General features: G+C 41.9%; 17 protein-coding genes and 2 other annotated features (1 of these 19 only partly in view). All 17 genes read left to right on the forward strand.

All coding sequences use genetic code 11. The features are described 5' to 3' along the window. Positions 1-80, forward strand: a binding site (T-box leader) (it extends 150 nt beyond the left edge of the window). Between the two features lie 81 nt (positions 81-161). The 17 genes from cysE to MHI58_RS00700 all read left to right on the forward strand — a co-directional run bounded on the left by cysE (position 162) and on the right by MHI58_RS00700 (position 16912). Then, positions 162-815 carry a serine O-acetyltransferase gene (cysE, locus tag MHI58_RS00620; RefSeq protein WP_017366453.1) on the forward strand — a complete coding sequence of 218 codons (654 nt, stop codon included), beginning with the start codon at positions 162-164 and terminating at the stop codon, positions 813-815. Continuing rightward, entirely contained in the window at positions 812-2212 is a 1401-nt protein-coding gene (gene cysS, locus MHI58_RS00625) for a cysteine--tRNA ligase (protein ID WP_008345429.1), read from the forward strand. The genes cysE and cysS overlap by 4 nt, the downstream gene beginning before the upstream one ends. A gap of 3 nt (positions 2213-2215) precedes the next feature. Then, positions 2216-2647, forward strand: a complete 432-nt coding sequence (locus MHI58_RS00630; RefSeq protein WP_008345428.1) for a Mini-ribonuclease 3 — start codon at positions 2216-2218, stop codon at positions 2645-2647. After that, positions 2631-3380 carry a 23S rRNA (guanosine(2251)-2'-O)-methyltransferase RlmB gene (gene rlmB, locus MHI58_RS00635; RefSeq protein WP_017359163.1) on the forward strand — a complete coding sequence of 250 codons (750 nt, stop codon included), beginning with the start codon at positions 2631-2633 and terminating at the stop codon, positions 3378-3380. The genes MHI58_RS00630 and rlmB overlap by 17 nt, the downstream gene beginning before the upstream one ends. A gap of 2 nt (positions 3381-3382) precedes the next feature. Beyond that, a complete protein-coding gene (rae1, locus tag MHI58_RS00640) occupies positions 3383-3895 on the forward strand; it encodes a ribosome-dependent mRNA decay endonuclease Rae1/YacP (RefSeq protein ID WP_007496285.1) in 513 nt (170 codons plus the stop codon). 63 nt (positions 3896-3958) lie between these two features. After that, complete coding sequence (sigH, locus tag MHI58_RS00645; protein ID WP_008345424.1) at positions 3959-4615, forward strand: RNA polymerase sporulation sigma factor SigH; 657 nt, start codon at positions 3959-3961, stop codon at positions 4613-4615. A gap of 76 nt (positions 4616-4691) precedes the next feature. After that, positions 4692-4841, forward strand: a complete 150-nt coding sequence (rpmG, locus tag MHI58_RS00650; RefSeq protein ID WP_008356502.1) for a 50S ribosomal protein L33 — start codon at positions 4692-4694, stop codon at positions 4839-4841. A 34-nt stretch (positions 4842-4875) separates the two neighbouring features. After that, positions 4876-5052: a preprotein translocase subunit SecE gene (gene secE, locus MHI58_RS00655; protein WP_008345422.1), complete on the forward strand. Its 177-nt coding sequence runs from the start codon at positions 4876-4878 to the stop codon at positions 5050-5052. A gap of 171 nt (positions 5053-5223) precedes the next feature. Beyond that, a complete protein-coding gene (gene nusG, locus MHI58_RS00660; RefSeq protein ID WP_003217197.1) occupies positions 5224-5757 on the forward strand; it encodes a transcription termination/antitermination protein NusG in 534 nt (177 codons plus the stop codon). A 171-nt stretch (positions 5758-5928) separates the two neighbouring features. Beyond that, positions 5929-6354: a 50S ribosomal protein L11 gene (gene rplK, locus MHI58_RS00665; RefSeq protein ID WP_003216956.1), complete on the forward strand. Its 426-nt coding sequence runs from the start codon at positions 5929-5931 to the stop codon at positions 6352-6354. 99 nt (positions 6355-6453) lie between these two features. Then, the gene (rplA, locus tag MHI58_RS00670) at positions 6454-7152 is read left to right on the forward strand and encodes a 50S ribosomal protein L1 (protein ID WP_017359164.1); all 699 of its coding nucleotides are present in this window, start codon (positions 6454-6456) and stop codon (positions 7150-7152) included. Positions 7153-7198: 46 nt separating this feature from the next. After that, positions 7199-7339: a sequence feature (ribosomal protein L10 leader region), on the forward strand. Positions 7340-7408: 69 nt separating this feature from the next. Next, positions 7409-7909 carry a 50S ribosomal protein L10 gene (rplJ, locus tag MHI58_RS00675; protein ID WP_007496293.1) on the forward strand — a complete coding sequence of 167 codons (501 nt, stop codon included), beginning with the start codon at positions 7409-7411 and terminating at the stop codon, positions 7907-7909. Positions 7910-7951: 42 nt separating this feature from the next. Next, positions 7952-8317: a 50S ribosomal protein L7/L12 gene (gene rplL / locus MHI58_RS00680; RefSeq protein WP_008345418.1), complete on the forward strand. Its 366-nt coding sequence runs from the start codon at positions 7952-7954 to the stop codon at positions 8315-8317. 96 nt (positions 8318-8413) lie between these two features. Then, positions 8414-9019 (forward strand): class I SAM-dependent methyltransferase, encoded by a 606-nt coding sequence (locus tag MHI58_RS00685; RefSeq protein ID WP_007496296.1) that lies wholly within the window; start codon positions 8414-8416, stop codon positions 9017-9019. A 255-nt stretch (positions 9020-9274) separates the two neighbouring features. Then, positions 9275-12856, forward strand: a complete 3582-nt coding sequence (gene rpoB, locus MHI58_RS00690; RefSeq protein ID WP_007496297.1) for a DNA-directed RNA polymerase subunit beta — start codon at positions 9275-9277, stop codon at positions 12854-12856. Positions 12857-12917: 61 nt separating this feature from the next. After that, entirely contained in the window at positions 12918-16517 is a 3600-nt protein-coding gene (rpoC, locus tag MHI58_RS00695; RefSeq protein WP_007496298.1) for a DNA-directed RNA polymerase subunit beta', read from the forward strand. Positions 16518-16663: 146 nt separating this feature from the next. Beyond that, a complete protein-coding gene (locus tag MHI58_RS00700) occupies positions 16664-16912 on the forward strand; it encodes a 50S ribosomal protein L7ae-like protein (RefSeq protein ID WP_008345416.1) in 249 nt (82 codons plus the stop codon). Position 16913: the final 1 nt, after the last annotated feature.

Below are 16913 nucleotides of genomic sequence, written 5' to 3' on the forward strand. Positions count from 1 at the left end.
GTTATGGGATGAAGTTGAGAAGGCTGCGAAATGAGGGCTTTCTAAACAGAGTGGAACCGCGTTTTCAAAACGTCTCTGTCATATGGCAGAGGCGTTTTTTATTTGTCCAAAAAAGAGAGCAAGTCCTAAGAGAGATTGATGGGGAAGAACGGGGGGAGCATGTGTTTTTCAAAATGCTGAAAGAAGATATTGATACTGTGTTTGATCAAGATCCTGCTGCTAGAAGCTATCTTGAAGTAGTGCTAACCTATTCAGGGCTTCATGCGATTTGGGCTCATCGTGTTGCGCATGCATTTTACAAGCGTAAGCTGTATTTTCTTGCGCGGATCATTTCTCAGGTCAGCCGGTTTTTCACAGGGGTTGAGATTCACCCAGCAGCAACCATCGGCCGGCGGTTCTTTATTGATCACGGCATGGGCGTCGTGATTGGGGAAACATGTGAAATTGGCGATAACGTCACTGTTTTCCAAGGCGTGACATTAGGGGGAACAGGGAAAGAAAAGGGAAAGCGGCATCCAACTATTTTGGACGATGCCCTGATTGCGACTGGTGCTAAGGTGCTCGGTTCCATTACCGTAGGAAAAGGGTCCAAGATTGGTGCGGGGTCTGTTGTGTTAAAAGACGTACCAGACCATTCCACTGTTGTAGGTATACCTGGGCGAGTGGTCGTTCAAAATGGAAAGAAAATCAATCGTGATCTCAATCATCAAGATTTGCCAGATCCAGTTTCTGATCGTTTCAAAGAATTGGAGCGAGAAATGGAAAAGCTAAAACGTGAGCTGGCTTCATTGAGCAGAAAGGAAGAACAATCATGACAATCAATATTTATAATACATTGACACGTAAGAAGGAAGAGTTTGTCCCACTTGAACCAGGAAAGGTGAAAATGTATGTATGCGGACCAACCGTGTATAACTACATTCATATCGGGAATGCAAGACCTGCCATTGTATATGACACGGTACGTAAGTATTTAGAATATAGCGGCTATGATGTGAATTTCGTATCCAACTTTACTGATGTGGATGATAAACTCATCAAAGCAGCAAATGAATTAGGCGAAGATGTCCCAACGATTGCTGATCGATTTATCCAAGCATACTTTGAGGACGTCAGTGCATTAGGCTGCAAAAAAGCAGACCTTCACCCGCGAGTGACAGAAAATATGGATGATATCATTGCGTTTATCGCCACATTGATTGAAAAAGGCTACGCCTATGAGGCAGATGGTGACGTGTATTACAGCACACGCTCATTTGAAGGCTACGGAAAACTGTCTCACCAATCGATTGATGAATTAAAGACAGGTGCCCGTATTCGTGTAGGTGAAAAGAAAAGGGATGCACTCGACTTTGCATTATGGAAGGCCGCAAAGGATCAGGAGATTTCTTGGGATAGCCCGTGGGGCGAAGGGCGTCCAGGCTGGCACATCGAGTGTTCTGCGATGGTCAAAAAGTATTTAGGCGATACGATTGACATTCATGCTGGCGGACAGGATTTAACGTTCCCTCATCACGAGAATGAAATCGCTCAATCTGAGGCTTTGACAGGCAAACCTTTTGCAAAGTATTGGATGCATAACGGATATATTAATATTGAGAATGAAAAAATGTCAAAATCACTAGGCAACTTTGTGCTCGTACATGACATTATTAAAGAACAAGATCCAGATGTGCTTCGTTTCTTTATGCTGTCGGTTCACTATCGTCATCCAATCAATTACTCCATTGACTTATTGGAAAGTACAAAGAGTGCATTTAACAGACTCAAAACATCTTATTCAAATCTACATCATCGTCTTGAGAGCAGTACCAATTTAACAGAGGATAACACTGAATGGTTGACAAAGATTGAAGAGCAGCGTGCGACATTTATTTCTGAAATGAATGATGACTTCAATACGGCAAATGCCATCTCTGTTTTATTTGAACTAGCGAAACAAGCGAATTACTATATGGAAAATGATCATACTTCTGAGGAAGTGATCAAGGCATTTATTGGCTTGTTCCAAGAAATCACCTCTGTCCTTGGCTTCTCATTAGAAGAAAAGCATACGCTTGACGAAGAAGTAGAAGCGTTAATTGAAAAACGCAATGAGGCTAGAAGAAATCGCGATTTTGCGCTATCTGATCAAATTCGTGACCAGTTAAAGAGCATGAATATTGTATTGGAGGATACTCCTCAAGGTACTCGCTGGAAAAGAGGAGAATAGGTCATGTTGAATTTTGAAAAGCTGAAAGACGGAAAACAGTTGAATGGACTTGCGCTTGCTTATATGGGTGATGCCATTTTTGAAGTATACGTGAGGCATCACCTCCTCCAAACGGGGGCGACCAAACCAAATGAGCTTCATAAACGTGCAAGTAAGATCGTTTCAGCTAAATCTCAGGCCGCTATTTTATTTGAGCTTCAGCAGAAGGGCTTTTTCACAGAAGCGGAAGAAGCGGTGCTGAAAAGAGGAAGAAATGCAAAATCAGGCACAGTGCCTAAAAACACAGACGTTCAAACGTATCGTTATAGTACAGCGTTTGAAGCGCTCATGGGTTATTTATTTATTGAGAAGCAGGACGAACGCTTAGAAGAGTTGATTAGTCAGGCGATTGAAATCGGAACGTCAGGGAGGAAGACAAATGAGTCAGCAACATGATTATGTGATTGGGAAAAATGCAGTGATTGAAACACTGAAGTCAGATCGGGAGTTATACAAGCTCTGGATGGCAGAAAACACTGTAAAAGGACAAGCCCAGCAGGTCATTGAACTCGCGAAAAAGCAAAATATCACCATTCAGTATGTTCCGAGGAAAAAGCTTGATCAGATGGTAACAGGTCAGCACCAGGGAATCGTTGCACAAGTAGCAGCATATGAATATGCAGAATTGGACGATCTGTATCAAATTGCTGAAAAGCGGAATGAACAACCATTTTTCATCATCTTAGATGAAATTGAAGATCCGCACAATTTAGGGTCGATCATGCGTACGGCCGATGCTGTTGGTGCACATGGAATCGTCATTCCAAAACGACGAGCGGTAGGCTTGACGACAACTGTTGCGAAAGCATCTACTGGAGCCATTGAACATATCCCGGTCGCAAAAGTAACCAATCTTTCCAGAGCTCTTGATGAAATGAAAGAAAGAGGAATTTGGGTCGCAGGAACAGATGCATCTGCGAAGCAGGACTACAGACAATTTGATGGCACGATGCCTCTCGCTCTTGTCATTGGCAGTGAAGGAAAAGGAATTGGCCGATTGATTAAGGAAAAATGTGATTTCTTGATTAAATTGCCAATGGCCGGGAAGGTCACTTCATTAAATGCATCAGTTGCCGCTAGTCTATTGATGTATGAAGTGTATCGAAAACGTTATCCGTTAGGAGAATAGAGATGGACATCCTCTTAGTCGATGGATACAACATGATAGGTGCATGGCCTCGTTTGCAGCACTTAAAAGAAAACAGCTTTGAAGAAGCCAGAGACGTGCTGATTCAACATTTAGCAGAATATCAAGCATATACAGGGTATCGAGTCATTGTCGTATTCGATGCCCATATGGTCAAAGGAATCGAAAAGAAGCGGACAAACCACCGAGTAGAGGTCATCTTTACAAGAGAAAATGAAACGGCTGATGAGCGGATTGAAAAACTGGCACAAGACTTAAATAACATTCGGACGCAAATTCATGTGGCGACCTCTGATTATACAGAACAATGGGCGATTTTTGGACAGGGTGCACTTCGTAAGTCAGCACGAGAGCTCTTAAGAGAGATAGAAGTGATTGAACGAAAGATTGAAACACGTGTCAAAAAGATTACTTCTGATAAACCAGCATCCAAAATTGAATTGTCAGAAGATGTATTGAAAACGTTTGAAAAATGGCGGCGGGGAAACTTGGAATAGCTTGACGATATTTCAACCATTATTGTATAATATTTCTATCTAGGTGCGGTCGGGGGGATCGAAGTGAATCTAAACAACAGCAAGGGTAAGTCCATCAGAGAGCAATTTTGCCAGTTGGAAGATGAACAAGTCATTGAAAGGGTTCATGTCGGAGATAGTGATGCGCTAGATTATTTAATAACGAAATACCGCAATTTTGTACGTGCGAAAGCAAGATCTTATTTCTTGATTGGAGCGGATCGAGAGGACATTGTCCAAGAAGGGATGATCGGACTTTATAAGTCTATCCGCGATTTCAGAGAGGACAAGCTTACTTCATTTAAGGCTTTTGCAGAATTATGTATTACCCGCCAAATTATCACCGCAATTAAAACAGCTACTCGCCAAAAACATATCCCGTTAAATTCCTATGTATCATTAGACAAGCCGATATACGATGAAGAATCGGACAGAACATTATTGGACGTCATTTCCGGTGCTAAAGCGCTTAACCCAGAAGATTTAATCATTAGCAAAGAAGAATTTGATGATATTGAAATGAAAATGGGTGAATTACTAAGCGAGCTGGAAAGAAAGGTACTTGTGCTTTATCTTGATGGCAGGTCCTATCAGGAGATTTCTGAAGATTTAAACCGTCATGTGAAATCAATTGATAACGCACTCCAAAGAGTAAAGAGAAAATTAGAGAAATATTTAGAGCTGCGCGAGATCAGTCTCTAATCAAACCTATATTGACAGCTTTTTCGACACTGTGATAAGGTACTAAGGAAATGATGTCGAGAAAATAGGTGTAAATATGAGGAAAAAGATTACTCTAGCCTGTAAAGACTGCGGAAGCCGCAATTATACGACAATGAAAAGTGTTGCTTCAGCAGCTGAAAGATTAGAAGTTAAGAAATATTGCAAGACTTGTAATTCACATAAAACACATTTAGAAACGAAGTAGGATTTGCGTTCTTTAATCTGTGGAGGTCTTTTACATGCGTATTATCAGTTTCTTAAAAAGTGTCGGGAAAGAAATGAAAAAGGTCAGCTGGCCAAAGAAAAACGAAATGGTCCGCTACACGATCACTGTTATTTTAACAGTCGTATTTTTTGCCATCTTTTTCTCTTTTCTTGATATAGGAATCTCACAATTAATCGAATTAATTCATTAATACTTGAATAATGGTCTGCTGAACGTGCTATAATAGATCATAATATGACTTGCCAAAAAACCCGTTTTACGGGTTTTTTCAATTGCTTGAAAATATTTACCGGTACTCGAGATTCGTCAAATAGACATTACGAAATGTGGGGAGGGAAGGACTAAATAGTCCTGAACGAAAATGGAAAAGAATTGGTATGTTGTGCATACGTACTCTGGCTATGAGAACAAAGTGAAAGCGAACTTGGAAAAGCGTGTTGAATCAATGGGCATGCAGGATAAAATTTTCCGCGTTGTTGTACCAGAAGAAGAAGAAACGGACATTAAAAATGGTAAGAAAAAAGTAGTGAAAAAGAAAGTATTCCCTGGATATGTGCTAGTAGAAATCGTCATGACTGACGATTCTTGGTATGTCGTTCGTAATACACCAGGTGTGACAGGATTCGTTGGATCAGCTGGATCAGGCTCTAAGCCGACAGCGTTATTACCTGGCGAAGCGGAAACCATTCTGAAGAGAATGGGACTTGAAGAGCGCAAGACAGAAATCGATTTTGAACTAAAAGAAACAGTCAAGGTCATCGATGGACCATTTGCTAACTTCACAGGCTCTATCGAAGAGATTGATTATGATAAAAGCAAAGTCAAAGTATTCGTTAATATGTTTGGTAGAGAAACTCCTGTGGAACTTGAGTTCACACAGATCGATAAATTGTAATTTAAAAGAGCTTGAAATGAGTGTATAGAAGTGGTAATATAGCAAAGGTACGTCTTGAGTTCGCTCAAGATCGCTAGCTAGTTATTTCGTCATTCATATAAAGAATGAAGTTGTTGAGTGGGAGGGGGATTCCCCTATTACCACATCACGGACTTTAAGGAGGTGTGTCTCGTGGCTAAAAAAGTAGTAAAAGTTGTTAAATTGCAAATTCCTGCTGGAAAAGCTAACCCAGCTCCACCAGTTGGACCTGCACTAGGTCAAGCCGGTGTTAATATCATGGGATTCTGTAAGGAGTTTAACGCTCGTACAGCTGACCAAGCTGGTCTTATCATTCCTGTTGAAATTTCGGTTTTTGAAGACCGTTCATTTACATTTATTACTAAAACTCCACCTGCTGCAGTATTACTTAAAAAAGCAGCTGGTATTGAGTCTGGTTCTGGTGAACCTAACCGTAATAAAGTGGCAACTGTTAAGCGTGATAAAGTACGCGAAATCGCGGAAACAAAAATGCCTGACTTAAACGCTGCTAGCGTTGAATCAGCTATGCGCATGGTTGAAGGTACTGCACGCAGTATGGGTATTGTCATCGAAGATTAATTTTTTGTCTTGTTGGGTTGCGAGTTTGGTTTTGACAAGTTCGCAACCCTTATTCGTGGGAGGTTATTCCGCTAAAACCACATAAGGAGGATTTTTATAATGGCTAAAAAAGGTAAAAAGTATGTAGAAGCTGCTAAGCTGATCGATCGTACAAAAGCGTATGATGTTGCTGAAGCTGTTTCTCTTACAAAAAAAGCAAATACAGCGAAATTTGATGCGACTGTAGAAGTTGCTTTTCGTTTGGGCGTAGACCCTCGTAAAAACGATCAACAAATCCGCGGTGCAGTTGTACTTCCTAATGGAACTGGTAAAACTCAACGCGTTCTTGTGTTCGCTAAAGGCGAAAAAGCAAAAGAAGCAGAAGCTGCTGGAGCAGACTACGTTGGAGATTCTGATTACATCACTAAAATCCAACAAGGCTGGTTCGAATTCGATGTAATCGTTGCGACACCTGACATGATGGGTGAAGTTGGTAAGATCGGTCGTGTACTTGGACCAAAAGGTCTTATGCCAAACCCTAAAACAGGAACTGTAACTTTCGAAGTAGAAAAAGCAATCAATGAAATCAAAGCTGGTAAAGTAGAATACCGCGTTGATAAAGCTGGTAACATCCACGCGCCAATCGGAAAGGTTTCTTTCGAGGACGAAAAGCTTGTTGAGAACTTTGCAACAATCTATGACACAATCCTTAAAGCAAAACCTGCAGCGGCTAAAGGTGTATATGTGAAAAACGTTTCTGTTACATCTACTATGGGCCCTGGCGTGAAAGTGGACCCATCTTCTTTCTCTGCAAAATAATTCTTGACTTATCACAACCGTTTTGATAATATCAAAATGTTGTAAAATAGAATAATCATTTATACCGTAGACAGCAGGGGCCTTATGGCTTAATTAACCCGCCGAGGTGTATATGTCACAGTCTTACGTTAACGTATGCTTGTATATACAGCCTCCATGTCTTAATGGAGGCTTTTTATATGGAGAACCGTTCGTTAGGAACGTGATGGCCTGATCGGTATAAGTGTTACACAAAGAATGTACAGGAGGTGTAACCATGAGCAATGCAATCGATACTAAAAAAGTTGTCGTTGATGAAATTACTTCTAAATTTAAAGACAGTTTATCTACTGTAATCGTAGATTACCGCGGTCTTTCAGTTTCTGAAGTGACTGAACTTCGTAAACAGCTTCGTGATGCTGGCGTAGAATTCAAAGTTTACAAAAATACTTTGACTCGCCGTGCAGTTGAACAAGTTGAACTAACGGGTTTAAACGATTTCTTAACAGGTCCAAACGCTATCGCATTCAGTAACGAAGATGTTATCGCACCTGCGAAAATCATCAACGAATTTGCGAAAAGCCACGAAGCTTTAGAAATCAAAGCTGGTGTTATCGAAGGAAACGTAGCGACTGTAGAAGAAGTGAAGGCTCTTGCGGAACTTCCGTCTCGCGAAGGCTTACTTTCTATGTTGCTTAGCGTTCTTCAAGCTCCAGTTCGTAACCTTGCTCTTGCTACTAAAGCAGTTGCAGATCAAAAAGAAGAACAAGGCGCTTAATGCGTACTTGACGTAAAAAACTTAAAAATGGAGGAATTACAAATGGCTTTAAATATCGAAGAAATCATTGCTTCAGTTAAAGAAGCAACTGTACTTGAGTTAAACGACTTAGTAAAAGCAATCGAAGAAGAATTTGGCGTAACTGCTGCTGCTCCTGTAGCTGTAGCTGCTGGTGGCGGTGCTGCTGCTGAAGAAAAAACTGATTTTGATCTAGTACTTGCTGGTGCTGGAGACCAAAAAATCAAAGTTATCAAAGTGGTTCGTGAAATCACTGGTCTTGGCTTGAAAGAAGCTAAAGAACTTGTTGACAACACTCCAAAACCACTTAAAGAAGGTATTGCTAAAGAAGAAGCTGAAGAACTTAAAGCTAAGCTTGAAGAAGTTGGCGCTTCTGTAGAAGTTAAGTAATCTTCGCCTAATCTTTTGGGAAAGCTCGCTTTTACTGGCGGGCTTTTTCTTTTCTTATCTCCTGAAACGATTGAATCCAGAGGAGGTCCATTCACCATGAGTGACCACTATTATACGGAAAAGCCATCAGTGAAAAGCAATAAACAGACATGGGACTTCACCTTGAGAAACCGTAGCTTTACTTTTACAAGTGACAGTGGAGTGTTTTCTAAGAAAGAAGTCGACTATGGTTCGAGGCTTTTAATTGAAGCTTTTGAAGAACCTGACTTGGATGGCGACGTCTTAGATGTCGGTTGCGGTTATGGACCGATCGGCTTATCGTTAGCAAACGAAATGACAGGCCGCACCATTCATATGATTGATGTGAACGAAAGAGCAGTCGAACTTTCAAAGGAAAACGCTAAGCATAATCGCATTGATAATGTCCGCATCTATCAAAGTGATTTGTTCTCGAATGTTCATTCATCAGCTGCTTTCGCCTCTATACTGACCAATCCCCCAATACGGGCAGGGAAGAAAGTAGTACATGCGATCTTTGAAAAAAGTGCTGATCATTTATTGCCGGAAGGTGAGTTGTGGGTGGTTATTCAGAAAAAACAAGGTGGACCATCTGCGATTGAGAAATTAGAGCAGCTTTTTGGAGAAGTGACGGTCGTTATGAAAAAAAAGGGCTACTATATTATCAAAGCTAAAAAAGTTTGACGCAGTTTCCTAGCTGTGTTAACATTATAAAATGCCAATGTGTATATTTTGCTTGATAGGCTTAAAAAACAACTATTTTGTATAAATTATGCATACTTGGGAAAACTAATAAAATCGGTATTTGTTTTTGGATGTGGTTTTCTTATTTTAGAAACCCTTTTTTCTTTTGTCTTGTAAAAGTATTTCTTTACTGACATTTGAAAGACAGAAATACTTTTTACACATATAATACGCATGATTTGAGGGGTGAATCAGTTGACAGGTCAACTAGTTCAGTATGGACGACACCGCCAGCGCAGAAGCTACGCACGCATAAGCGAAGTGTTAGAATTACCAAATCTCATTGAAATTCAAACCTCTTCTTATCAGTGGTTTCTTGATGAGGGTCTTAGAGAGATGTTTCAAGATATATCCCCAATTGAGGATTTTACTGGTAACCTTTCTCTTGAATTCATTGATTACAGCCTAGGGGATCCTAAGTATCCTGTAGCAGAATCAAAAGAACGTGATGTAACTTACTCTGCTCCACTAAGAGTAAAAGTTCGTTTAATTAACAAAGAAACTGGAGAAGTAAAAGACCAAGATGTGTTTATGGGTGATTTCCCAATCATGACAGACACAGGTACTTTTATCATTAATGGTGCGGAACGTGTAATCGTTTCTCAGTTAGTACGTTCTCCAAGTGTATATTTCAGTGGTAAAGTAGACAAAAACGGTAAAAAAGGTTTTACTGCGACTGTCATTCCAAACCGTGGCGCATGGTTAGAATACGAAACTGATGCGAAGGATGTAGTCTATGTACGCATCGATCGCACACGTAAGTTGCCGGTTACGGTTCTTTTGCGTGCTCTCGGCTTCAGCTCTGATCAAGAGATTCTTGACCTCATTGGCGAGAATGAATACTTACGCAACACGTTGGAAAAAGACAATACAGAGAATGCCGATAAAGCACTTCTCGAAATCTACGAGCGTCTTCGTCCCGGAGAGCCGCCAACTGTTGAAAATGCGAAAAGCTTGCTAGACTCTCGCTTCTTTGATCCGAAGAGATATGACTTAGCAAATGTTGGACGCTACAAGATTAATAAGAAGCTTCATATTAAAAATAGACTATTCAATCAAAAATTGGCTGAAACGCTAGTTGATCCTGAAACAGGTGAAATCCTAGCAGAAAAAGGTCAAATTTTAGATAGAAGAGTGCTTGATAAAGTTCTTCCATACTTAGAAAACGGCATCGGATTTAGAAAGCTTTATCCAAACGGTGGCGTAGTAGAGGATGAAGTAGAACTTCAATCTATCAAGATTTATGCACCAACTGATCAAGAAGGCGAGCAAGTGATCAACGTGATTGGTAATGCATATGTAGAGGAAGCTGTGAAGAACATCACGCCTTCTGACATCATTGCTTCAATCAGTTACTTCTTTAACCTGCTTCATGGAGTAGGTGACACAGATGATATCGATCATCTTGGTAACCGTCGTCTGCGTTCTGTAGGTGAACTTCTGCAAAACCAATTCCGTATTGGTTTAAGCAGAATGGAGCGTGTTGTTCGTGAAAGAATGTCGATTCAAGACACGAACACGATTACACCTCAGCAGCTGATCAACATCCGTCCTGTGATCGCTTCTATCAAAGAGTTCTTTGGTAGCTCTCAGCTTTCTCAGTTCATGGATCAAACAAACCCGCTTGCTGAATTGACACACAAACGTCGTCTATCAGCGCTTGGACCGGGTGGTTTGACACGTGAGCGTGCAGGGATGGAAGTTCGTGACGTTCACTATTCTCACTATGGTCGTATGTGTCCGATTGAAACACCAGAGGGTCCAAACATTGGTTTGATCAACTCTCTATCTTCATTTGCGAAAGTGAACCGCTTCGGATTTATCGAAACACCTTACCGTCGGGTTGATCCTGAAACAGGTAAAGTGACGCCGAGAATCGATTACTTAACCGCTGATGAAGAGGATAATTACGTAGTAGCACAAGCGAACGCTATATTAGGTGAAGATGGTTCGTTTATCGATGATAATATCATTGCTCGTTTCAGAGGGGAAAACACCGTTGTTCCTCGAAACCGCGTTGACTACATGGACGTTTCGCCAAAGCAGGTTGTTTCTGCAGCGACAGCATGTATCCCATTCTTAGAAAACGATGACTCTAACCGTGCTCTAATGGGAGCGAACATGCAACGTCAGGCTGTGCCTTTGATGCAGCCGGAATCACCGATTGTTGGTACAGGTATGGAGTATGTATCAGGTAAAGACTCTGGTGCTGCTGTGATCTGCCGTTACCCAGGTGTTGTAGAACGTGTTGAAGCGAAGAATATTTGGGTTCGCCGTTATGAAGACGTTGACGGACAACAAGTCAAAGGAAACCTAGACAAATACAGCTTGCTGAAATTTGTCCGCTCTAACCAAGGGACTTGCTACAACCAGCGCCCAATTGTAAGTGTTGGAGATGAAGTCGTCAAAGGAGAAATCCTTGCAGACGGTCCTTCTATGGAAAAAGGTGAATTGGCTCTAGGACGTAACGTTATGGTCGGCTTCATGACTTGGGACGGTTACAACTATGAGGATGCGATCATTATGAGTGAGCGCCTTGTAAAAGATGACGTCTACACGTCTATTCATATTGAAGAATATGAATCAGAAGCTCGTGATACAAAGCTTGGACCAGAAGAAATTACGCGTGATATTCCAAACGTTGGGGAAGATGCTTTACGCAACCTTGACGAGCGTGGAATCATCCGTATTGGTGCAGAAGTAAAAGACGGAGACCTTCTTGTCGGGAAAGTAACGCCTAAAGGTGTAACAGAACTAACAGCTGAAGAACGTCTATTACATGCAATCTTCGGTGAAAAGGCTCGTGAAGTACGTGATACGTCTCTACGTGTACCACACGGCGGCGGCGGAATCATCCACGATGTCAAAGTCTTTAATCGTGAAGATGGAGATGAATTACCACCAGGTGTTAACCAGTTAGTCCGTGTATACATCGTTCAGAAGCGTAAGATTTCTGAAGGTGACAAAATGGCCGGACGACATGGTAACAAAGGGGTTATCTCTAAAATCCTTCCAGAAGAAGATATGCCGTATCTTCCAGATGGAACACCGATTGATATCATGTTAAACCCTCTAGGGGTACCATCTCGTATGAATATCGGTCAGGTACTTGAGCTTCATATGGGTATGGCTGCACGTTACCTAGGCATCCACATTGCGTCACCAGTATTTGATGGTGCGCGTGAGGAAGATGTTTGGGAAACGCTTGAAGAAGCAGGTATGTCCCGTGATGCGAAAACAGTCCTTTATGACGGTCGAACTGGTGAACCATTCGACAACCGTGTATCTGTTGGAATCATGTATATGATCAAACTGGCTCACATGGTTGACGATAAACTTCACGCACGTTCAACTGGACCATACTCACTTGTTACGCAGCAGCCACTGGGCGGTAAAGCACAGTTTGGTGGACAGCGTTTCGGAGAGATGGAAGTATGGGCACTTGAAGCTTACGGTGCAGCATATACACTTCAAGAAATCTTAACTGTGAAATCGGATGACGTTGTGGGTCGTGTGAAAACATACGAAGCGATCGTCAAAGGGGATAACGTTCCTGAACCAGGTGTCCCTGAATCATTCAAAGTATTAATTAAAGAACTTCAAAGTTTAGGTATGGATGTGAAAATCCTATCTGGCGATGAAGAAGAGATAGAAATGAGAGATTTAGAAGACGATGAGGAAACGAAGAAAGCAGACGGATTAGCGTTATCTAATGACGAAGATGCTGCAGACCTCGCACCTGTCGATCTTGAACGTGACGCAGTCACAAAAGAATAGCAGAAACGATTAGAGCAAGTGACTAGGGTATAACCCGAAGATTAAAAGGGAGGTAGGCCCCTTGCTAGATGTGAACAATTTTGAGTATATGAACATCGGTCTCGCATCACCTGATAAAATCCGTTCTTGGTCTTTTGGTGAAGTGAAAAAGCCTGAAACGATTAACTATCGTACACTGAAACCGGAAAAAGATGGTCTCTTTTGTGAACGTATCTTCGGACCGCAAAAAGACTGGGAATGTCATTGTGGAAAGTATAAACGCGTTCGTTATAAGGGTGTTGTATGTGACCGTTGTGGTGTAGAAGTAACACGGGCAAAAGTCCGTCGTGAGAGAATGGGGCATATCGAACTGGCTGCCCCAGTTTCCCACATTTGGTATTTCAAAGGTATCCCAAGCCGTATGGGTCTTGTTCTAGATATGTCACCACGTGCGTTAGAAGAAGTGATTTACTTCGCTTCTTACGTCGTGACTGATCCGGGCAACACACCGCTTGAGAAGAAACAACTTCTTTCTGAGAAAGAATTCCGTGCTTATTTAGATAAATACGGTAACACCTTCCAAGCAGCTATGGGTGCAGAAGCAATTAACAAACTTCTTCAAGATATCGATCTTGTGAAAGAAGTAGATACACTCAAAGAAGAGCTGAAAACAGCTCAAGGACAGCGTCGTACACGTGCGATCAAACGCCTTGAAGTGTTGGAAGCTTTCCGTAACTCAGGAAACAAACCGTCTTGGATGATCCTTGATGTACTTCCGGTTATTCCACCAGAATTACGTCCAATGGTTCAGCTTGATGGCGGACGTTTTGCTACTTCTGACTTGAACGACCTTTATCGTCGTGTCATCAACCGTAACAACCGTCTGAAACGTTTATTAGATCTTGGCGCGCCAAGCATCATCGTTCAGAACGAGAAGCGTATGCTTCAAGAAGCTGTCGATGCCTTGATTGATAATGGACGTAGAGGCCGACCAGTAACAGGACCAGGAAATAGACCATTGAAATCTCTTTCTCACATGCTGAAAGGGAAACAAGGGCGTTTCCGTCAAAACTTGCTTGGTAAACGTGTTGACTATTCTGGACGTTCCGTTATCGTCGTTGGACCACATTTGAAAATGTATCAGTGTGGACTTCCGAAAGAAATGGCTCTTGAACTATTCAAACCATTCGTGATGAAGGAGCTTGTTGAAAAAGGATTAGCTCACAACATTAAGAGCGCGAAACGTAAGATTGAGCGCGTGCAGCCGGAAGTTTGGGATGTTTTAGAATCAGTGATTCGTGAGCATCCAGTCTTACTAAACCGTGCACCAACTCTTCACAGACTTGGTATTCAAGCGTTTGAACCTACACTTGTGGAAGGACGCGCAATTCGTCTGCATCCACTTGTATGTACTGCCTACAACGCTGACTTTGATGGTGACCAAATGGCGGTTCACGTACCATTATCTGCTGAAGCTCAAGCTGAAGCTCGTATCTTAATGCTTGCTGCTCAAAACATTTTGAACCCGAAAGATGGAAAACCTGTTGTTACGCCATCTCAGGATATGGTGCTAGGTAACTACTACCTTACACTTGAGCGTAAAGGTGCTATCGGAGAAGGTATGGTCTTCAAAGATACGAACGAAGCCCTTCTAGCTTATCAAAATGGATATGTGCATCTTCATACACGTGTAGCTGTTGCAGCTAACTCGTTGAAGAATGTGACATTCACTGATGAACAGCGTTCTAAATTGTTGATTACAACAGTTGGAAAACTAATCTTTAACGAAATCTTACCGGAATCATTCCCTTACATGAATGAGCCGACAAAGAGCAATATTGAAGAAAAAACGCCTGACCGCTTCTTCCTTGAAAAAGGAGAAGATGTCAAAGCTGCGATCGAGAAACAAGAAATCAATGCGCCGTTCAAAAAAGGTATTTTAGGTAAAATCATTGCTGAAATCTTTAAGAGATTCCATATCACTGAGACATCTAAAATGCTTGACCGCATGAAAAATCTTGGTTTCAAATACTCTACTAAAGCGGGTATTACGGTTGGGGTGTCTGATATCGTCGTATTAGATGATAAACAGAAGATCCTCGAAGAAGCGCAAGCAAAAGTAGATAACGTCATGAAGCAATTCAGACGTGGTTTGATTACTGAAGAAGAGCGTTACGAGAGAGTCATTTCGATCTGGAGTTCTTCTAAAGATGTCATCCAAGGTAAACTGATGAAGTCCCTTGATGAAGTCAACCCAATCTACATGATGAGTGACTCTGGAGCGCGTGGTAACGCATCTAACTTCACTCAGTTGGCTGGTATGCGTGGTCTGATGGCCAACCCGGCTGGCCGTATCATTGAACTTCCGATTAAATCTAGTTTCCGTGAAGGTTTAACCGTATTGGAATACTTTATTTCCACTCACGGAGCGCGTAAAGGTCTTGCCGATACAGCTCTTAAAACAGCTGACTCTGGTTACCTCACGCGTCGTCTCGTTGACGTTGCGCAGGATGTTATCATCCGCGAAACAGATTGCGGTACAGACCGTGGAATCTTGGCGAAGTCCATTAAAGAAGGAAATGAAATTATTGAGAAACTTGAAGAACGTCTGATCGGACGTTTTGCAAGAAAACCAATTGTTCATCCTGAAACGGGCGAAGTCATTGTTGGCGAAAACGAACTAATTGATGAAGATAAAGCACTTGAAGTAGTTGAAGCAGGAATCGAGGAAGTATGGATCCGTTCTGCATTTACATGTAACACGCCTCATGGTGTATGTAAACGATGCTACGGCCGTAACCTTGCAACTGGTACTGACGTTGAAGTCGGTGAAGCAGTTGGAATCATCGCTGCACAATCGATCGGTGAGCCAGGAACACAGCTTACAATGCGTACGTTCCACACCGGTGGGGTAGCAGGAGACGATATCACTCAAGGTTTACCTCGTATCCAAGAGTTATTTGAAGCGCGTAATCCGAAAGGGCAGGCAACCATTTCTGAAATTGATGGTGTCGTTGCTGAAATTAACGATGTTCGTGACAAGCAACAGGAAATTGTGGTTCAAGGCGAAGTTGAAACTCGCTCTTACACAGCTCCTTACAATGCACGTCTGAAAGTTGTTGAAGGTGACAAAGTTACTCGTGGTCAAGTACTGACAGAAGGTTCAATCGATCCGAAAGAACTTCTTAAAGTGACTGATATGACAGCTGTTCAAGAATATCTGCTTCATGAAGTACAAAAAGTATACCGTATGCAAGGGGTAGAAATCGGAGATAAGCACGTAGAAGTAATGGTTCGCCAAATGCTTCGTAAAGTGCGTGTCGCTGATGCAGGGGATACAGATGTATTACCAGGCACACTTCTTGATGTACACCAATTCACAGAAGCGAACAAAAAAGTACTATTCGAAGGCAAACGTCCTGCAACAGGTCGTCCAGTTCTTCTTGGTATTACAAAAGCATCGCTTGAAACAGACTCATTCTTGTCTGCAGCATCCTTCCAAGAAACGACTCGTGTCCTAACAGATGCGGCGATCAAAGGAAAACGTGATGAACTGCTTGGCTTGAAAGAGAATGTCATCATCGGTAAACTTGTTCCTGCTGGAACTGGAATGCCAAACTACCGTAAAGTTAAGCCGGTTTCACAAGTGCAGCCGTCTGACGATATGGTTCCTGTAGAGTAATCTTTCTCTTAAGATTTCTATAAAAATCATCAAAAAATGGTGAAGGATGTCAAGATTATCTGTCAAACGATATTGACATCCTTCTGCCATGATGATAATATAACCAAGGTGCTCAAAATAAAACCTGTTACTTTGGAGGATATTCGATGTCTTATGATAAAGTATCACAGGCTCAATCCATTATTATTGGTACGAAGCAAACAGTAAAAGCTCTGAAACGAGATTCAGTGAAGGAAATCGTCGTAGCGAAAGATGCTGATCCTGCTTTAACCGCTAGTGTAATGAAACTAGCGCAAGAGAAGGGTGTAGACATTTTAGTGGTAGATTCCATGAAAAAGCTCGGCAAGGCCTGCGGAATTGAAGTTGGGGCAGCAGCTGTTGCCATTATGTTATAGC

The sequence above is a fragment of the Bacillus sp. FSL K6-2869 genome, assembly GCF_040869405.1.
GTDB classification, from domain to species: domain Bacteria; phylum Bacillota; class Bacilli; order Bacillales; family Bacillaceae; genus Bacillus; species Bacillus altitudinis.